Here is a 16,642-nt window from a genome sequence, read left to right as displayed (position 1 = left end):
GGGAACCTGGTTCAGCGCGCCGCCAGCGGCACGCCGGGCAGATAGAGCATGATCGGCCGGATCTCGTAGACGGCGGTGGGATTGACGCGCTTCAAGTCGCGCGCCGCGGCGATCGCTTCGTCCTGGTTCGCGCAGTCGAGAACATAGAGGCCGAGCAACTGCTCCTTGGTCTCGGCGAAGGGGCCGTCGATCACCATGCCGTCACCCGGACCGCGCAGCGTGACGGCTGCCGCGGTCGGGCCCAGCCTGGCCGCCGGCCCGAGCTTGCCCTCGCGGGTCAGCCTGTCGTTGACCTCGAGCAGGTCTTTCATCAGCGCCTTATCCTCCTCGGGCGTCCAGGACTGGACGGTCTCTTCGACGTGGTAGGCAAGGACAGCGTAGAACATGGTCGGTTTTCCTCATGCCGAAATGGGCCGCACTATCACAAGGATGAAGCGGCCGATCCAGTGGGTTCGCCGGCGCGCTTGACCGGCTCCTGACTCAAGCTGCCACGGGCAGGCGCAGTTCCGTCAGCAGGCCGCCACCGGGGTAATTGGAAAGATTGACCTCGCCGCCGGCGCCGCGGGCGATGTTGCGGGCGATGGTGAGGCCGAGGCCGAGGCCGCCGGTCGTGCGGTTGCGCGATTCCTCCAGCCGCACAAAGGAACCGAACACGGCATCCAGCTTCGCTTGCGGGATACCGGGGCCCTCGTCGCGGATCGAAAGCGTGATCATGTCGCCCGATCGCCGCACGCCGAGATGCGCCTTCTTGCCGTAGGTCACCGCGTTCTGGATGAGATTGGTGATGCAACGGCGCAGGGCGACCGGCCGCGCAACGCAAATCAGGCCGCGCGAAGGGGCCGCGTCCTCGTCGAAGGATGCGCCGTCGAAGGAGTCGGCGACCGATTCCACCAGCGACCAGAAATCGATCCGTTCGGCCTTTTCCTCGGTTACCTCGAATTTGGCGAAGTCGATGACCGAGCTGGCGATGCTTTCGATGTCGGCGAGATCGTTCGCAAGCGATTCGCGCGCCGGCGATCTGCGCAGGAGTTCGAGACGCAGGCGCATCCGGGTCAGCGGCGTGCGCAGATCATGGGCAAGCGCCGCGGCCAGATGCTCGCGGTCCTCGACATAATCGCGCAGCCGCCTCTGCATGGCGTTGATCGCCTTTGCCGCGGCGCGGATCTCGCGGCTGCCGGTTTCGGCGATCGGCGGGCTCTTCAAATCATTGCCGATGCGGTTAACCGCCGTCTCCATCATCCGGTAAGGCGCGGTCAGCCGGGCCAGCGACCAGATCGACATGATGATGATCAAGCCGGCGATCAGCGAGTAGAGCGGCAGGCTGTCGAGGCTCAGAATCGGTCCCGCCGGCGTGATCGGCTCGGTGAAATTCAACCACTGTCCATCGGAAAAGCGCAACGATGCGGTCAGCTTGTCGCTCTGCGCAAAATCCGCGGCCAGTACCAGCAGGTCGCGCTCGACCTGGCCGACATCCTTGTTCACCGCCCGGCCGTCCGGGACGTCGGACTCCTGGGTGGCTGGATCGCGCCGGACGCGCGCGTCGGTGATGCCGAACTTCGACAGGCGGCCGACCAGGATATCCTCCAACTCGGCAAGCTGATCGTCGCCGGCGATCGACGAGGTGACGGCGGGCGTGTCCGAAACCGTCAGCGCATAGGTCGAGTTGAACAGACCGGACGCGGTCGCCTTGCGTTCCTCGGGCGTGGCGTCATGCATCAGCTGCACCAGCGAATAGGCACGGTCGTTCAGCCGATAGAGATCGACGACGCTGTTGGCGGCCGCGCGGTCGCGCGCGACGATGTAAAGCGTCGTGACCTGGCTGATCATGAGGCCGGCAATGACGATGAGCAGCACCCAGACAGGCAGGGTCTGCGGCAGGAAGCGTCTCATTCGGACGTCGTCTCGGGCAGGAACTGATAACCGCCGCTGCGCACCGTCAGGATCAGTTTCGGCGTTTTCGGATCGTCTTCCATCTTGCGGCGCAGCCGACTCACCAGGATGTCGACGCTGCGGTCGAAGCTGTAGCCGGTGTCGCCGCCGGACAGCTCGATCAACTGCTCGCGGGTAAGCACGCGCTGCGCGCTTTTGACGAAGGTCTGCAGCAGGTTGAACTCCGCCATCGTCAGTTCCACCCGTACATCGTCGGGCGCCGTCAGGCGGCGGCGTGCGCAATCCATGGTCCAGCCGGCAAAGCGGTAGACCTCCCTGGCGGCCGGACGACGCGGCTCGGCGCCGCCGTTGCGCCTCAGCACGGCGCGGATGCGGGCCAGAAGCTCGCGCGGATCGAATGGCTTGGGCACATAGTCGTCGGCGCCCATTTCGAGGCCCACCACGCGGTCGGTCGTTTCGGTGACCGCCGTCAGCATGATGATCGGCGTGGCGTAGTTGGCGCGGATCTCGCGGCAAAGCTCAAGTCCGCTTTTGCCGGGAAGCATCACGTCGAGAACGATCAGGTCCACCGGTGTGCGGCGCAGGATCGCTTCCATCTCGATGCCGTCGCCAGCCGCCGTCGTGCGCAGGCCGCGCTTCTGGAAGAACTCCTGCAGCAGGTCGCGTATGCCCTTGTCGTCGTCGACGATCAGTATGTGTGCATCGGATTTCACTGGAACCCTGTCATTTGTTGGCCAAGGCGATCCCTTCGCCGACCAACCCACACGATAGAATTCGGGCCACATCTTGGCCAGTGGCCGCAATAGCCAAGCCCGCCGGACTCCCCAGAAACAGTCACCAGAAACAATCCAGAAACAAAATTCTACAGTCCGGAAAAACTAGTGAAAAATTTCAAGGCCATAACCGGTGTCGTGGCGGTCAGGTGATGGCTGCGACGCAAGTTGCCGGAGTAACGGACAAGACCGATGCAGAGGTTCTGGATCAGCGTGATGGGTGCTTTGCTCAGCATGTCTCTCATCACAGCGGCGGTCGGCGCCTCAACCGCAAAGGTCGTCCCGCTCACCCGCACCGAGCGCTGCACCAATCTCAGCCGTCAAGTTGACGAAGCCCTCGAAACCCATGCCGCGGCAACGCAGGTCACCGCGGCGAAAGCACTGCAAAGAAGGGGAAACCGGTTCTGCGCCAACAAGAAGCAGGCGCAGGGCATCCGGATGCTCGCAAACGCTTTGAAGCTGCTTGGAGTGGCACCGGTCGACCCAGACCAGTGACTCTCGACTCTCCGACCCGCATAAAAGGAAGCAAAGCCATGAAAAAGTCCCTCCTCTCCGCTCTCGGCCTCGGTGTTGCCCTGGCCTTCTCGATGCCGGCTCTCGGCAACGCCGCGGCCACGACGACCGCTGCCCCGGCTGCTTCGACGACGACGACCACGACCGCTCCGGCGACCGACGCCACCGCCAAGCCTGCTATGAAGAAGGTAGCGGCCAAGAAGACCTGCAAGCCGACCGCGACGCACAAGTGCCCGGCTGCGAAGAAGAAGGCGCCGGCGGCGAAGCCCGCTGCTGCAAAGCCGGCTGCCAAGAAGCCCTGATCGACGTTAGACGAAAGCCGCTCCGGCTCCGGCCGGGGCGGCTTACTGGCGGCTGGAGCCCGAAACCGGCAGGGTCTCTCGCCGTACCCGGTCCAATCCTCAACGCGATCGCCCTTAACCCGATTGCAATGCCGGTGCTGTAGGACAATCCGCATGAAAAAGCGGTTTTCGTCCCTGATGCGCACGCTGACCCTTGGCGGCCTGATTGCCACCGCGGCGGCCCGATCGTTGATCATCTTTGCCGCAAGCCCGGTGCCGGACCCCGCAAGCGGCAGGACCGAGCCCGAGCTCTTCGCGCCGGCGATCTCGTCGAGCTTCGACTATATCACCCCGGCACAGTCCTGGATCCTGATCGTGCTGACCGGCATAACGCTGATCGGCCTGGCTGGCTGGATATTCTTTGCCTTCACGGAACGCGGCTCGGACATGGATGGCGGCGCCGGCTCGGGAAGATCCGGCACCGCCATGCGCCGCCCGCTCGGGCGCCAAGGCCGTTGACCGGCAGGCCGCGCTTCCCCAAATAAGATCGATCGTCCTTGTCAGTCGTTGTCGGCGCGCAATTGGACGTGTGATTTCCCGCGTGACAAAGGTGAGAGCGAGAGCCCTTCCCAGAGCGGTTCACCTTTCGCGGAAACGCCAAACCGCTCTATCGTCTTGTTTGGTTTGGCGCAATTCCGGACGGAAGGCTGCGGCGAAGGCGCCGAGCATAACCGTTTCACACTTTCCTGGAATTGATCTAGCTGGTGGATCCGATGCCCGAAACCGTCATCAAACCTCGTGTCAAGACACAGCCGAAGACAGAGCGGCCGAAGCTATACAAGGTTATCCTCATCAACGACGATTTCACGCCGCGCGAGTTCGTGGTGACGGTGCTCAAGGGTGAGTTCAAGCTCAGCGAGGATCAGGCGCACCGCGTCATGATCACGGCGCATACGCGCGGCGTATGCGTCGTCGCGGTGTTTACGCGCGACGTCGCCGAGACCAAGGCAACGCGCGCGACCGACGCCGGCAAGGCCAAGGGCTATCCGCTGCTGTTCACCACCGAGCCGGAGGAGTAGGGGGATCTTTTCCCTCGCCCCGTTTACGGGGAGAGGGAAGCGAGGCCGGCTTGCCGGCCGAGCAGGGTGAGGGGTAAGGCAAGCGCCGTATTCTGACTGGTGGGCGCCGCCCCTCATCCGCCCTTCGGGCACCTTCTCCCCGTGGAACGGGGAGAAGGAAAAGGATTACCGCCCCTCGCGATACCACATCGAGCCGATGGCGAGCAGCAGCAGGCCGAGACCGAGGAAGCCGCCGAACAGCGGCACGCGCGACACGGCCTTGAGCGCGCTGTCGTCGGTTGTGCGCAGGCCAATCCAATCGTCGCCCGCCGCGGCGGCCGACGAGCGGACCGGCACGATCGACGGCAAGGCAACACCGCCGGCGAGATTGCCGAGCATGGATGAAGGAGCCAGCCGGCGCACGCTGCCGCCGGTCGCCTCCGCCGGCGGCTTCAGCCTGTCCTCGGTTGAAACGACGTCCGAGAATTCCGGCGCGTTGATCGGGCCGACATGGGCAAGCGCGGTAAGGTCGCCATTGCCGATCTGGTACAGGCCGATCTCACTGGTCCGCAGGCTGCCGGTGAAAATACCGGGCTCGGATTTTTCGAGCTTCACCGTCACCGCCTTGCCCGTCGGCGTGATCACCTGGGCAGGACCCGGATCGTCGCTCATCGTCTGGCGGCGGATTTCAAGCATCATGCCGCGGCCGTCGGCTGTCAGCCTTTCCTCTTCCAGTTCAGGTTCCTTCATCAGCCAATGGGCGATGCGGCGATAAAGCTGGACATGCGGCCCGCCGCCTTCGAAGCCGCGCGCCCACAGCCAGCCCTGGTCGGAAAGCAGCATGCCGACACGACCTTCGCCCTTGCGGTCGAGCAGGAGCAGCGGCCGGTCGTCGGCGCCCTTCATCACCACCTCGCCTTCCGGATTCTTGACGCCGATGGTGCGGAACCAGCGGCTCCAATGCGGCGGCTCGCTCGCCGAGCCGTCCAGCCCGCGCGTCACCGGATGACGCTGGCCGAGATCCGTCAGGCGCGGATAAAAGGCCTTGTCCAGCACTTCGCCGGTCGGCATTGCCGGCAGCGCGGCGTTGAGCGGCGTGCGGGCAATAGAGTTTTCACCGGCATATTCGGGGCCGGCGGCGATCAGCAGCGCGCCGCCCTTTTCGACATATTCGGAGATGTAGTCGTAATAGAGGATCGGCAGCACGTCGCGGTGCTGGTAACGGTCGAAGATGATCAGGTCGAAATCCTTGATCTTCTCGACAAACAGCTCGCGCGTCGGGAAAGCGATCAGCGACAATTCGTTGATCGGCGTGCCGTCCTGCTTTTCCGGCGGCCGCAGAATGGTGAAATGGACGAGGTCGACCGACGCGTCCGACTTCAACAGGTTGCGCCATGTGCGCTCGCCGCCATGCGGTTCGCCGGAAACCAGCAGCACGCGCAGGTTCTCGCGGATGCCGTCGACCAACGCTATCGCGCGGTTGTTGGCGTCGGTCAGTTCACCCGGCTCACGATCGATCCCGAGCTGGACGATGTTGCGGCCGGCATTGGGGATGGTGACCGAGAGCTTCATCGGCTGGCCGACGGTCGCATGCTCGACCGAGACCTGCTCGCCATTGACCGAGACCCGCACGTCCACGGGCGCGCCAGCGCCTTCCGTCGAAATGACACGGTAGGTCATGTCGAGCGGCTTGCCGACAAGGCCGAAGCGCGGCGCGTTCTCGAAGCGGATGCGGCGGTCCTTCTCATGCTCGCTGCCGGTGATCAGCGCATGCAGCGGCGCGTTGAACTCCGGCGCGCCGGCCGGCGCGTCGTGCACCTCGCCGTCGGTGATCATGATGGCGCCGCCGATGCGCGAGGGCGGCACATCGCGGAAGGCGCCTTCCAGCGCGCTGAAAAGCCTGGTCTCGGTGCGCTCGTCGGCGGCTTCGGACTTGCCGGCCTCGACGACGCGGACATCGAATTGCTTGAAGCGGGCAAGACGCTGCTGCAACCCGGAGAGCGCCTCGTCGGTCTGCTTCACGCGGTCACCGATATCCTGGCTCTGGCTGCGGTCGACGATGAGGGCGACGACGCTCTTCAGCGCCTCGCGCTCTTCGGCGAGGAACACCGGGTTGAGCAATGCCGCGGCAAGCGCGAGCAGCGCGATGAGGCGCAGCGCCGAGCCGCGCTGGCCGAACCACAGGCCGACCAGCGCAAGCAAAAGCAACGGCACGAAGAGCAAGCCAAAGAGCGGCCAGGAGACGAGCGGTTCGAAGGAGATCGACCAGTTCATGACCTACTGCCCCAGCCGTTCGAGGAGCACCGGCACGTGCACCTGGTCGGATTTGTAGTTGCCGGTCAGCATGTACATCATGATGTTGACGCCGGCACGCAGAGCATAGACCCGCTGCATCGGGTCCGGCGGCACGGTCGGCAGCATCGGATCGCCGTTCTCGTCGATCGCCCAGGCGCCGGCGAAGTCATTGGCGGTAATCATGATCGGCGAGACCCCGTCTCCGGTGCGCACGGGGCGGTTCTCGGTGTTGCTGGCATCGAGCGAGGCCTCGACCCAGAGTGGGCTGCCGTTGAAGCGGCCGGGAAACTCCGGAAGGATGAAGAAGGATTTGGTCAGCACGTGGTCCGATGGCACCGGCTCCAGGGGAGGCACGTTGAGATTGGCCAGGATGTCGCGCAGCCGCTCGGTGGCCGGACTTGCCGAGCCAGCGCCGATGCCGTTCGAAAACTGGTCGCGCGTGTCGAACAGGACCGTGCCGCCCTGCTGCATATAGGCGTCGATGCGCGCGATCGCCGCCTGGCTGGGCATAGGCGCCGTTGCATCGACCGGCCAATAGATCAGCGGAAAGAAGGACAATTCATCCTTGGCAATGTCGACGCCGGCCGGCGGGCCGGGCTCGAGCGCGGTCTTCTCGATCAGGAAACGCGTGAGGCCTTCAAGGCCGGCGCGGCTGATCGAATCGACACCGGGTTCGCCGGTGATCACATAGGCGATGCGGGTTTTCGTAATGTCTTCGATCGCCTGGGCGTCGCCGGGCTTCGAATCGTCGGCGCGGGCAAGATCGGCGTGGCCGAAGAGGCCGCCCAGCACGACCAGAACGGCGGCGGCGGTCGCCACGGGTACGCGACGCGGCCGGCGCGTCAGCAGGCCGCCCATCCAGAACACGGCCACGGTGTCGAGCACCATCAACAGGAGCGCGACGGCGACCAACGGCCCTTTGAGGTTCTCCGATTCATCGAAGGCGTAGGCGATGTTGGTCACCGGCAGCGAGACCTGCGGGCGGGCAAGCGGTGTGAACGTGCTCGAGGCGTTGAGCAAATTATGGGCGAAGACGCCGGTCTCCGAGCCATAAAGGCCGGGCGGGTTTTCCAGCGTCACCGGCAGCGGCCCGGCGCCGGGCACCAGTGGTCGCGCATCGGGCGAGGGCGGCGTCAGCATGCCGTCGGCAGCGATCATGCGGTAGGGCGGGATCGACGCGGCCTTGGCTTCGGCATTGGCGACGGCCGCGCCCTGGTTGCGCGACAGCTGCACGACCCGCCTCAGCATCTCGACGAAGCTGCCGGAGATCGGCAGGTTCGACCAGGTCGCCTCCGGCGTGACATGGAAGAGCACCAGCGTGCCCTTGTCCTTCTTCATGCCCGTCACCAACGGCGTGCCGTCGGCAAGCGTGGCCCAGGTGCGTTCGACGATGTCGGGCGTCGGCTCGGCCAGAACCTGCCGGCTCACCGTCACCTCGGAGGGCGGCGAAAGATCGGCGAAAGGACCGTTCTTCGGGAATTCGGTGACCGCCTGCGGTGTCGTCCACGACAGCGCGCCGCCCAGCGCGCGCTCGCCGCTGCGCAACCGGACCGGAAGGAGGTCATCGTCGTTGCCGGCCGCGGCAAGGCGCGGGCCGGCAAAACGCACCAGCGTGCCGCCCTTGTCGACCCAGTCGACCAGCCGCTGCTTGACCTGCTCCGGGATGGTGCCGACATCGGCCATGATGATCATTGCCGGCTTCTGGTCGAGAAGCTGCGGAATGGCGTCGGCGAGGTCGGCGCTCGACGGCTCGACCAGATCGGCGAAGGGCTGCAGGGCGCGGCGGATATAGTAGAGCGGCGACAGAAGCGGTTGCGCCTGGTCGGCCTCGCTCTGCGACAGAAGGCCGACGCGCCGCCGTTTCGAGCTCTCGTCCAACACGCGCACGGCGCCTGCCTGATGCTCGCCGTCGAGCGCGATTGAGGCGAAATCGTTGCGCAACTCGAACGGGACCGCCATCGTGGCCGTGGCGGTGGCTTCGCCCGGCGCGAAGGTCAGCGTCGCATCGGCAATACGGCGGCCCTTGTCGTCGAAGGCACCCGCCGTTACCTGTGCCGGCGCGGGATCGCCCGGCGCGCGGATGGCGGTCAGCGCGAAGCCGTCGACCTGGTTGTCGGCGCCAGTCAGGCCGGTCAGCGAAGTCCGGCCGGAAGCGGCCCAGACCAGCCGCGCGGCGTTCTTCTCGAGCAGCGTCTTGAAAGCGGCTTCGTCGCCTTTGGCGGCAAGCCCGTCGGCCAGCACGGCAACGCTGGCGCCAGGCAGGCGTTCCAGCGCGGCGGCGACGCGGGCGTAGACGGCCGGGCGGTCGGGGGGAATCGGTCGCGGCTTGGCGGCGCGCAGATGGTCGAGCGCGGCGGAGGCGTCGAACGGGCCGATCTCGGCATTGGGCTTCTCGGCGGTGAAGGCGATGACGACCGGCACGCCGTTCGAGCCGGCATCGGCGACCAGCCGCTCGGCGGTGGCGACGCGCTTCCTCCAGTCGGCGGCACTCGCCCAGCCATTGTCGATGACCAGCGCCAGGGCAGCGCCTTGCGCCGGCAGTTTTTCGCGCGGATTGACGACCGGCTCAGCCAGCGCCATCACCACGAGCGCGGCCATCAGCAATCGAAGCAGCGTCAGCCACCATGGGCTTTGCTGCGGGGTTTCCTCGCGCCTCAGCACCCGGGCGAGGATTTTCAGCGGCGGAAAAACTTCCATCTGTGGTTTTGGCGGGGTGAACCTCAAGAGCCACCAGATCACCGGTAGCGCCAGAAGGCCCCACAGCACCATGGGCGCCCCGAAGGAAAGCGGCAGCCAGCTCATGCAACTGCCTTTCCAGGATTGATGCCATCGGCGGTCATCGCCATGTGGACGCGCACCAGCGCCTCGGAAGCGAGGCGGTCGGTGTGGTTGACAGTGAAACTCCAGCCGAGGCGTTTGCACCAGGCGGCCAGTTCCTCACGGCGAGCCTTGTAGAGCAAGCGGTATTCCTCGGCCAGCATCTCGGCGCGGCCGGCGGTCAGCTTGTCGCCGGTCTCGGGATCGGCGAACTCGGTGCGGCCGGCATAAGGGAAGCTTTCCTCGGCCGGGTCGGCGACCTCGATCAGATGCGCGCGCACGCCATGGCGGGCGAGCACGTCGAGCCAGGCCATGGTCTCCTCGACCGGATCGAGGAAATCGCTGACCAAGACGATGTCGCAGAAGCGGCGGATGGCCGACAGATCGGGCTTGGCGGGCAGCGCGCCGGCATGGCTGAGCTGCGCGGCGATACGCTCGGCACCGTTGCGGGCGGTGAACGGGTCGGTGAGGCCGGGCCAGGCGATGCGCTCGCCGCTGCGCGACAGGAGTTCGGCCAAGGCAAGCGCCAGCACCAGCGCGCGCGATTCCTTGGAAACGGCGGCAGCGGTCGATTTGTAGAGCATGGAAGGCGATGGGTCGGCCCAGAGCCAGACGGTGTGGGCAGCTTCCCATTCGCGGTCGCGCACGTAGGTATGGTCGTCCCTGGCCGAGCGGCGCCAGTCGATGCGCGAGGAATCGCCTTCGACATAGGGCCGGAACTGCCAGAAATTCTCGCCGATGCCGCGCTTGCGGCGACCGTGCCAGCCGGCGATCACCGTGTTGACGATGCGGCGCGCCTCGACCAGCAGGTCCGGCACCAATGAAGCCCGCAACCGGCCGCGGGCGAGCGCGTCACGCGTCGCAACCGGTGCCTGGACCTCGCCTATTCGACCCATCAGATGCCTTTTGCCAGTTTCGCCACCACGTCGCGCACCGAAGTGCCTTCAGCGCGCGCGGCGAAAGTCAGCGCCATGCGATGCTGCAGCACCGGCTCGGCCAAGGCGCGAACGTCGTCGACCGAGGGCGCCAGCCTGCCATCATATAGGGCGCGTGCGCGGGTGCACAGGGTCAGCGCCTGGCTGGCGCGGGGGCCAGGGCCCCAGGCGACGTGCTTGTCGGTCTCGGCATTGCCCTGGCCAGGACGGGCCGAACGCACCAGCGCGAGGATCGCCTCGACGACGCTTTCAGGCACCGGCATGCGGCGGATCAGCGTCTGGATTTCCCGCAGTCTGGCCGGCTGCAGCACGTTGTCGGCCTTGGCCTCGTCGACGCCGGTCGTTTCGAGCAAGATGCGGCGCTCCGCCTCGATCTCCGGATAGAGGATGTCGACCTGCATCAGGAAGCGGTCGAGCTGGGCTTCAGGCAGCGGATAGGTGCCTTCCTGCTCCAGCGGGTTCTGCGTCGCCAGCACGTGGAAGGGCGAGGGCAGGTCGTGGCGGACGCCGGCGATGGTGACGTGATATTCCTGCATCGCCTGCAGCAGCGCCGATTGCGTGCGCGGCGAGGCGCGGTTGATCTCGTCGGCCATCAGCAATTGTGTGAAGATCGGCCCGGAAATGAAGCGGAAGGAGCGCTTTCCGAACTCGTCCTGCTCCATCACTTCGGAGCCGAGGATGTCCGACGGCATCAGGTCGGGCGTGAACTGGACGCGACGCGAATCGAGGCCGAGCACGATGCCCAGCGTTTCGACCAGCTTTGTCTTGGCAAGGCCCGGCACGCCGACCAGCAGCGCATGGCCGCCCGCAAGCAGCGCCACCAGCGTGCGCTCGACGACAGCCTCCTGGCCGAAAATCACCCGGCCGACCGCGTCGCGGACCCTGGAGATGTCGGCCAGCGCCTTCTCGGCCTCCTCGATCATCGCTTTTTCGCTGATCGGGCTTTCCTTGATCATCACGCTCATGCCGTTCGATCCTTGTGGCTGGAGACACCGGCCTGCATTCTCAATGGTGCAGAATGCCGCGATTCGGCCCCGCCCGGCGCCTGCATTCGAACTTAAATCACAGACTTGGGCGGACAAGGCTGACAATCGGGACAACAGTGACTATTTCGTGACCATGGCCGAACGCAGCGAACATCGTGAACAAAGCCTGGGTGAACAAAGCCTGGGCGGACAGAGCCTGACGGGCGCCACCGAGGCGCGCGGGCTGGAGGCGCTGATCTCGCGGGCGGCGCGGGCCGGCAAAGGGCCGGCGCCGGTCGAGCGCTGGAACCCGGATTTCTGCGGCGATCTCGATATGGAGATCAAGGCCGACGGCACCTGGTTCTATCTCGGCACGCCGATCGGCCGCATGCCGCTGGTGCAGCTCTTTTCCAGCGTGCTTCGCAAGGATGCGGACGGCAAGACCTATCTCGTGACGCCGGTCGAGCGCGTCGGCATCCGCGTCGTCGACGCGCCTTTTATCGCCGTTGAAATGAACGTGTCGGGGGCGGGCGACGACCAGGTCATCACCTTCCGCACCAATGTCGGCGACGTCGTCGCGGCCGGCCCCGGCCATCCGCTGCGGTTCGTCGACGAGGACGAGACCGGCGGACTGAAACCCTATGTGATGGTGCGCGGACGGCTGGAGGCGCTGGTGGCGCGGCCGGTGATGTATGAGCTGGTCGAGCATGGCGAGGAGATCGACATCGACGGCAAGGCGATGTTCGCCGTCCGCTCGGGCGGCGAGGTCTATCCGATCATGCCGGCAGCGAAGCTGAAACGGCTGAGCGCGTGATGGACCAAGTGACGCCGACGCCTTTTTCGATCGCCGATTTTCGCGCTCGCGTCGCGGCGCAGGCCGCCACCGTGCCCGGCGACGATTTCGGCGACCATCGCTTCAATCCTGGCCATCCGAGGCTCAAACAGGTCAAGCCGCTGCGCGACGCGGCGGTGCTGATCCCGGTGGTCGACCGTGCCGAGGGCGCCACGGTGCTGCTCACCAAGCGCGCCGAGAAGCTGCGCAGCCATTCCGGCCAGGTGGCTTTTCCAGGCGGCACCATCGATCCGACCGATCCAGGCCCGGAGGCGACCGCGCTGCGGGAGACCTTCGAGGAGATCGGCCTCGAACGGGACTTCATCGAGATCATCGGCCGCATGCCGGATTATGTTTCGGGAAGTGGCTACCGCATCGTGCCGGTGCTTTCGGTGGTGCGGCCGGGCTTTTCGCTGACGCTCAATGCCGACGAGGTCGACGCCGCTTTCGAGGTGCCCTTGAGCTTCCTGATGGAGCCGGCCAACCACGCGCGCGACAGCCGCATGTGGAACGATCTCGAATGGTTCTTCTACGATATGCCCTATCGCGGCCAGCGCATCTGGGGCGTCACCGCCGGCATCATCCGCACGCTCTATGAAAGGCTCTATGCGTGAGCACTGAGGTGTCTCTCTCGGGCAGGGCCGATTGGCTGGGCGACAAGCACCTGCAGCGATTGCTTGCCGCGCTGAAGCAGGGCGACGAGGAAGCGCGCGTCGCCGGTGGCGCTGTGCGCAACACGCTTTTCGGCCAACCGGTGGCCGACATCGATATCGCCGCGACGACGCTGCCGAAAGAGACCATCCGACGCGCAGAGGCGGCCGGCTTCAAGACGGTTCCGACTGGCATCGAGCACGGCACCATCACGGTGATCGCAGGCGGCAAGCCCTATGAGGTGACGACGCTGCGGGCCGATATCGAGACCGACGGGCGGCGGGCAAAAGTGATTTTTGGCCGCGACTGGAAAGCGGACGCCGAGCGGCGCGACTTCACCATCAACGCGCTCTATGCCGAAGCCGACGGCACCGTCGTCGATCTCGTCGGCGGCATCGCCGATATCGAGGCGCGGCGGCTGCGCTTCATCGGCGACGCGGAAGCGCGCATTCGCGAGGATTATCTGCGCATCCTGCGCTTTTTCCGCTTCTTTGCCTGGTATGGCGACGGACGGCCGGACGCGGAAGGGCTGAAGGCCTGCGCCAGGCTGAAGGAAGGACTTACCCAGCTTTCGGCCGAACGCGTCTGGTCGGAGCTCAAGAAGCTGCTTTCGGCAGCCGATCCGTCGCGCGCCCTTTTGTGGATGCGGCAGGCCGGCGTGCTCACGGCGGTCCTGCCGGAGAGCGAAAAATGGGGCATCGATGCCGTCCACGGGCTGGTCAGGGCCGAGAAGGATCTGGGTTGGACAACCGATGCGATGCTCCGGTTGGAGGCGATGGTGCCGCCGGACGCCATGCGCATGAAGACGCTTGCCGAGCGGCTGAGGTTTTCCAACGAGGAGGCCGATCGTCTGCGGCACTGGGCGCTGACCATTGCCCCGGATCCGAAGGTGACCGAGACCGAACTCGCCAAAAAGCTCTACTTCGGCGGTCGCGGCGGCTATCTCGATCGCATTCGGCTGGCCCTCGCCGCTGCGCGGACGCGCGCCGTCGAGGACAATGAGGCGATGATGGAAGCCGGTGGCTTTTCACGCCTGCTCAATTTCACGCTGAAATGGGAAAAGCCGGTATTTCCGATCAAGGGCGCCGACCTGACCGGGCTTGGAGCGTCTGCGGGGCCGAAGCTCGGCGCGACGCTGAAGAACCTTGAAAAGGAATGGGTTGAATCGGGCTTCACACTGGGACGCGGCGCGCTGATGGAACGCGCCGCGCAGGCCCTGGGGGATTAGACGGTCGGAGCGACCGACGCCCCCTCAATGTATCGCCACTGGAGCCAGCGCGCGCGAAAGGCTTGCCTCGCCCTTGCCGTAGACGGACGGGTCGTAGTTGGCCAGCGTGTCGGTGCGGGCGGTGTTGAGCAGGTCGTTGGTGATCTGAACCGGCGTCGCTTTCGTGAACTTGCTGCCGATAATCGCAGCGTAGCCCGAGATGATCGGCGCCGCGAACGAAGTTCCGTAAAGACCGGTTTTGTCGCCTTCGACGCCGACCACCAGGAAGTGGCTTTGCACCAGCGCGTTGGAGCCGGCGTAGTCGGAATACCAGGCGAGCTGGGCTTTGTTGGTTGTCGTGCCGTTTGTCGACAGCGCGCCGACGAAAATCGCCGTCGATTTGCCGATCAAAGCGAGGTCGAGATAGTCCTGCTGGCCGCCCGTGACCCCACCGACGGCGACCGCATCGTTGCCCGCCGCCTTCGAGACGACGGCCGATCCCCTGGTTGCATAAGAGATGATGGACGCCTCTTCAGGGGCCCACCCGATCTGGTCCACGCCGTAGCCCGCGGTGGTGTACATGCCGTAGCTGAGGTTGAGCACGTTGCGACCAGCGGCCAGCGGGACGGCCGAACCCGTCGAGAAATCCTTGGAGCGGATCGTGGCCGCTGGAGCGATCATGCCTGCTTCCTCGCGCGTCCATTCACCGTGCCGTTGCGTCTGCACGCCGATGCCGAGATTGCCGGAGAAACGCGATGAGCTGCTGAAATCGTCGACCATGGTGATGGTGACGCCCTTGCCCTTGTAGCCGGCTGCCCATGCGGCGCCGACGTCTGGGCTCATCCAGTTCTGTACGGCTTGCGTCGTCCGCGCGACCGGGATTTTTGCGCTCACGCAGATGGACTGGACGCCGTGGCACAGCACGGCCGTCTCGTCCGCGTCGGGGACTTCCTGCGCCGATGCCATGGAAGCCGGCAGGAGGACCAGAGCCGCGGCAATGCCGAACTTCCTGAAATTACGAGACATGATCTTACTCCCAGTCGAACAAGAAGGCGGATGATTCACGAAACAAGGCAGCCGCAGGGCTTCTCATCCGCGGCCTTCCGGCGATCAGAACGTAACACGGTAGTTGAGCCATAGATGCAGCCTCTCGGGTGTAGCGTTAACCAGATATTTCAACGTTTCCTCGGGCGCCGTCTCGCCCGCCGCCAGCCGGCAATTGACGCTGTAGGTTCCAAGGTCGCCGTAGTCGGCCTCGCAGGGTTTTTCGGTCAGGTTGCCGCCGATGATCGAGGCGACCGACAGGGACAGGGTGCTGTTTGGGTTCGGATGGATCTGGGTGAGAAAACCAAGCTTGAGGCTAGGCTCGATGCGGTATTTCTCGGCCTGCTCTCCGGTGCCAAATCCCCAGAGGATGCCGGTATCGGGCGTGATCTGGGTGAGAAGGTCGACATGCATATCGACCCAGCTCGCATGGTACCATCGGCTGAACGACACCCAGCTTCCACTCTGCAGCTCATAGCCGCCGTTGCCGAGGCCCCTGGCGCGGTCGCTGAGCGCAGAGCCCTGATGGATATCGACGAGCGAGGTGGTCCATTCCTGGGCGTTTGCCGTCGACGCGCAGAGGAACGCGCACAACTGGAGTGCCGCGCTGCAGAGACCACCTCGGATGTTGGACCGCTCGCGCATGCGCGCAACACCTCGCCCCACCATTCCGGACAGCGCCTTGATGGCGAAGGGCTCCTCGGGCAGCCGCCTCTGGCCGGATCATGCGCCGGACCATCGCACGCACACCGTTACCGGGAGGTTATCCACGCCGTTACGAATATAAGAATTTGCTTGAAGGATCGCCGAGGCACAGAGCGGGATGCGCCGAGCGACATCCCGCCATCTTGCCTGTCGGACGTTTCGAAGTCCGCGATCTGCTCAGGCCGCGTCGCGGACCTTTTGGATGCGCGAGCGGATCGCCTCGATCATCGTCTCGCGGATGATGGTTTCCCCATGCGTCTCGCGCATGTGCTCGACGGCGCGGCGCATGACTTCGGCTTCCTCGTCGGCGCGCGTGTGCCAGTCACAGCCGGGGACCAGCGATCCACATTGAAATTCCTTCATGGGTTTTCCTTTCCTCGCTCTGGAGCCGCTCAGCCCGGCCGCTCCAGCCATTTATTGTTATGCAATCCCGTTGGAGGCAGCTTTTGCGTTTCGCGGAATTGCTCGGATGGATATCAATAACACATGCCGTCGTTTTCGGTTGCATGCGGAGCAGCCAGAGGCAGCCGGCGCGGCAAAAGCACGAAAACGAAAGGCGGAGCACGGGTGCTCCGCCTTTCGTGCTGCCTGAGCCTGCCTAGACCCGGATGATTTCAGGTCGAACTGACCTGAAATTCGAATCCGGCTCCAAATCAAAGAGATAGAGCATGATGTC

The 16,642-nt window shown here is 65.2% G+C and carries 17 protein-coding genes; 7 read left to right on the top strand and 10 right to left on the bottom strand.

The genetic code is table 11. From position 1 onward, the window contains the following. Nucleotides 1-11 precede the first annotated feature (11 nt). From F3H96_RS05340 to F3H96_RS05330, 3 genes are all read right to left on the bottom strand, one after another. Nucleotides 12-386: a YciI family protein gene (locus F3H96_RS05340; protein WP_149790890.1), complete on the bottom strand. Its 375-nt coding sequence runs from the start codon at nt 384-386 to the stop codon at nt 12-14. Between the two features lie 94 nt (nt 387-480). Beyond that, nucleotides 481-1,890 carry an ATP-binding protein gene (locus F3H96_RS05335; RefSeq protein WP_149790889.1) on the bottom strand — a complete coding sequence of 470 codons (1,410 nt, stop codon included), beginning with the start codon at nt 1,888-1,890 and terminating at the stop codon, nt 481-483. Next, nucleotides 1,887-2,603 carry a response regulator transcription factor gene (locus F3H96_RS05330; protein WP_149790888.1) on the bottom strand — a complete coding sequence of 239 codons (717 nt, stop codon included), beginning with the start codon at nt 2,601-2,603 and terminating at the stop codon, nt 1,887-1,889. The genes F3H96_RS05335 and F3H96_RS05330 overlap by 4 nt, the downstream gene beginning before the upstream one ends. Nucleotides 2,604-2,855: 252 nt before the next feature. Here F3H96_RS05330 and F3H96_RS05325 point away from each other — a divergent pair, with 252 nt between their 5' ends. From F3H96_RS05325 to clpS, 4 genes are all read left to right on the top strand, one after another. Continuing rightward, a complete protein-coding gene (locus F3H96_RS05325; protein WP_149790887.1) occupies nt 2,856-3,158 on the top strand; it encodes a hypothetical protein in 303 nt (100 codons plus the stop codon). 38 nt (nt 3,159-3,196) lie between these two features. Further along, nucleotides 3,197-3,478 (top strand): hypothetical protein, encoded by a 282-nt coding sequence (locus F3H96_RS05320; protein ID WP_149790886.1) that lies wholly within the window; start codon nt 3,197-3,199, stop codon nt 3,476-3,478. A gap of 153 nt (nt 3,479-3,631) precedes the next feature. Beyond that, nucleotides 3,632-3,976, top strand: coding sequence for a hypothetical protein (locus tag F3H96_RS05315; protein ID WP_244619912.1), 345 nt, complete (start codon nt 3,632-3,634; stop codon nt 3,974-3,976). A 254-nt stretch (nt 3,977-4,230) separates the two neighbouring features. Beyond that, nucleotides 4,231-4,536 carry an ATP-dependent Clp protease adapter ClpS gene (gene clpS / locus F3H96_RS05310; RefSeq protein ID WP_149790885.1) on the top strand — a complete coding sequence of 102 codons (306 nt, stop codon included), beginning with the start codon at nt 4,231-4,233 and terminating at the stop codon, nt 4,534-4,536. A 165-nt stretch (nt 4,537-4,701) separates the two neighbouring features. On the opposite strand, the gene F3H96_RS05305 is transcribed toward clpS, so the two are convergent. The 4 genes from F3H96_RS05305 to F3H96_RS05290 are packed head-to-tail and all read right to left on the bottom strand — an operon-like array spanning nt 4,702 to nt 11,527. Then, nucleotides 4,702-6,789 (bottom strand): hypothetical protein, encoded by a 2,088-nt coding sequence (locus F3H96_RS05305; RefSeq protein ID WP_149790884.1) that lies wholly within the window; start codon nt 6,787-6,789, stop codon nt 4,702-4,704. A gap of 3 nt (nt 6,790-6,792) precedes the next feature. Continuing rightward, nucleotides 6,793-9,612 carry a DUF4159 domain-containing protein gene (locus F3H96_RS05300; RefSeq protein ID WP_149790883.1) on the bottom strand — a complete coding sequence of 940 codons (2,820 nt, stop codon included), beginning with the start codon at nt 9,610-9,612 and terminating at the stop codon, nt 6,793-6,795. Continuing rightward, on the bottom strand, nt 9,609-10,523 hold the full coding sequence (locus F3H96_RS05295; protein WP_149790882.1) for a DUF58 domain-containing protein: 915 nt from the start codon (nt 10,521-10,523) through the stop codon (nt 9,609-9,611). Before F3H96_RS05295 ends, F3H96_RS05300 begins: the two co-directional genes overlap by 4 nt. Next, nucleotides 10,523-11,527: a MoxR family ATPase gene (locus F3H96_RS05290; RefSeq protein ID WP_149790881.1), complete on the bottom strand. Its 1,005-nt coding sequence runs from the start codon at nt 11,525-11,527 to the stop codon at nt 10,523-10,525. Before F3H96_RS05290 ends, F3H96_RS05295 begins: the two co-directional genes overlap by 1 nt. 154 nt (nt 11,528-11,681) lie before the next feature. Between F3H96_RS05290 and F3H96_RS05285 the strand changes: the two genes are divergently transcribed. Genes F3H96_RS05285 through F3H96_RS05275 form a run of 3 tightly spaced genes read left to right on the top strand, consistent with a single transcriptional unit; the run spans nt 11,682 to nt 14,238 of the window. Next, nucleotides 11,682-12,341 (top strand): DUF1285 domain-containing protein, encoded by a 660-nt coding sequence (locus F3H96_RS05285; protein ID WP_149791165.1) that lies wholly within the window; start codon nt 11,682-11,684, stop codon nt 12,339-12,341. Continuing rightward, the gene (locus F3H96_RS05280; protein ID WP_149790880.1) at nt 12,341-12,973 is read left to right on the top strand and encodes a CoA pyrophosphatase; all 633 of its coding nucleotides are present in this window, start codon (nt 12,341-12,343) and stop codon (nt 12,971-12,973) included. Before F3H96_RS05285 ends, F3H96_RS05280 begins: the two co-directional genes overlap by 1 nt. Then, nucleotides 12,970-14,238 carry a CCA tRNA nucleotidyltransferase gene (locus F3H96_RS05275; RefSeq protein WP_149790879.1) on the top strand — a complete coding sequence of 423 codons (1,269 nt, stop codon included), beginning with the start codon at nt 12,970-12,972 and terminating at the stop codon, nt 14,236-14,238. Before F3H96_RS05280 ends, F3H96_RS05275 begins: the two co-directional genes overlap by 4 nt. Before the next feature lie 24 nt (nt 14,239-14,262). Here F3H96_RS05275 and F3H96_RS05270 read toward each other — a convergent pair whose 3' ends face one another. The 3 genes from F3H96_RS05270 to F3H96_RS05260 form a co-directional block, all read right to left on the bottom strand. Next, nucleotides 14,263-15,243, bottom strand: coding sequence for a S8 family serine peptidase (locus F3H96_RS05270; RefSeq protein WP_149790878.1), 981 nt, complete (start codon nt 15,241-15,243; stop codon nt 14,263-14,265). Nucleotides 15,244-15,327: 84 nt separating this feature from the next. Further along, nucleotides 15,328-15,906 (bottom strand): hypothetical protein, encoded by a 579-nt coding sequence (locus F3H96_RS05265; protein ID WP_149790877.1) that lies wholly within the window; start codon nt 15,904-15,906, stop codon nt 15,328-15,330. 237 nt (nt 15,907-16,143) lie between these two features. Then, nucleotides 16,144-16,329, bottom strand: coding sequence for a DUF1059 domain-containing protein (locus F3H96_RS05260; RefSeq protein WP_027164980.1), 186 nt, complete (start codon nt 16,327-16,329; stop codon nt 16,144-16,146). Between the last annotated feature and the right edge of the window lie 313 nt (nt 16,330-16,642).

Origin of the sequence: Mesorhizobium sp. NFR06, assembly GCF_900115245.1 — a bacterium.
GTDB lineage: Bacteria > Pseudomonadota > Alphaproteobacteria > Rhizobiales > Rhizobiaceae > Mesorhizobium.
The sequence above is the reverse complement of the archived record's forward strand: the minus strand, read 5'-3'. Positions and strand labels throughout refer to the sequence as shown.

What these genes read in the sequence shown, in the direction of transcription:
- F3H96_RS05340 (WP_149790890.1), bottom strand. Translation starts at nt 386, where the DNA reads ATGTTCTACGCTGTCCTTGCCTACCACGTCGAAGAGACCGTCCAGTCC.
- F3H96_RS05335 (WP_149790889.1), bottom strand. Translation starts at nt 1,890, where the DNA reads ATGAGACGCTTCCTGCCGCAGACCCTGCCTGTCTGGGTGCTGCTCATC.
- F3H96_RS05325 (WP_149790887.1), top strand. Translation starts at nt 2,856, where the DNA reads ATGCAGAGGTTCTGGATCAGCGTGATGGGTGCTTTGCTCAGCATGTCT.
- F3H96_RS05320 (WP_149790886.1), top strand. Translation starts at nt 3,197, where the DNA reads ATGAAAAAGTCCCTCCTCTCCGCTCTCGGCCTCGGTGTTGCCCTGGCC.
- F3H96_RS05315 (WP_244619912.1), top strand. Translation starts at nt 3,632, where the DNA reads ATGAAAAAGCGGTTTTCGTCCCTGATGCGCACGCTGACCCTTGGCGGC.
- clpS (WP_149790885.1), top strand. Translation starts at nt 4,231, where the DNA reads ATGCCCGAAACCGTCATCAAACCTCGTGTCAAGACACAGCCGAAGACA.
- F3H96_RS05305 (WP_149790884.1), bottom strand. Translation starts at nt 6,789, where the DNA reads ATGAACTGGTCGATCTCCTTCGAACCGCTCGTCTCCTGGCCGCTCTTT.
- F3H96_RS05300 (WP_149790883.1), bottom strand. Translation starts at nt 9,612, where the DNA reads ATGAGCTGGCTGCCGCTTTCCTTCGGGGCGCCCATGGTGCTGTGGGGC.
- F3H96_RS05295 (WP_149790882.1), bottom strand. Translation starts at nt 10,523, where the DNA reads ATGGGTCGAATAGGCGAGGTCCAGGCACCGGTTGCGACGCGTGACGCG.
- F3H96_RS05290 (WP_149790881.1), bottom strand. Translation starts at nt 11,527, where the DNA reads ATGAGCGTGATGATCAAGGAAAGCCCGATCAGCGAAAAAGCGATGATC.
- F3H96_RS05285 (WP_149791165.1), top strand. Translation starts at nt 11,682, where the DNA reads ATGGCCGAACGCAGCGAACATCGTGAACAAAGCCTGGGTGAACAAAGC.
- F3H96_RS05280 (WP_149790880.1), top strand. Translation starts at nt 12,341, where the DNA reads ATGGACCAAGTGACGCCGACGCCTTTTTCGATCGCCGATTTTCGCGCT.
- F3H96_RS05270 (WP_149790878.1), bottom strand. Translation starts at nt 15,243, where the DNA reads ATGTCTCGTAATTTCAGGAAGTTCGGCATTGCCGCGGCTCTGGTCCTC.
- F3H96_RS05265 (WP_149790877.1), bottom strand. Translation starts at nt 15,906, where the DNA reads ATGCGCGAGCGGTCCAACATCCGAGGTGGTCTCTGCAGCGCGGCACTC.
- F3H96_RS05260 (WP_027164980.1), bottom strand. Translation starts at nt 16,329, where the DNA reads ATGAAGGAATTTCAATGTGGATCGCTGGTCCCCGGCTGTGACTGGCAC.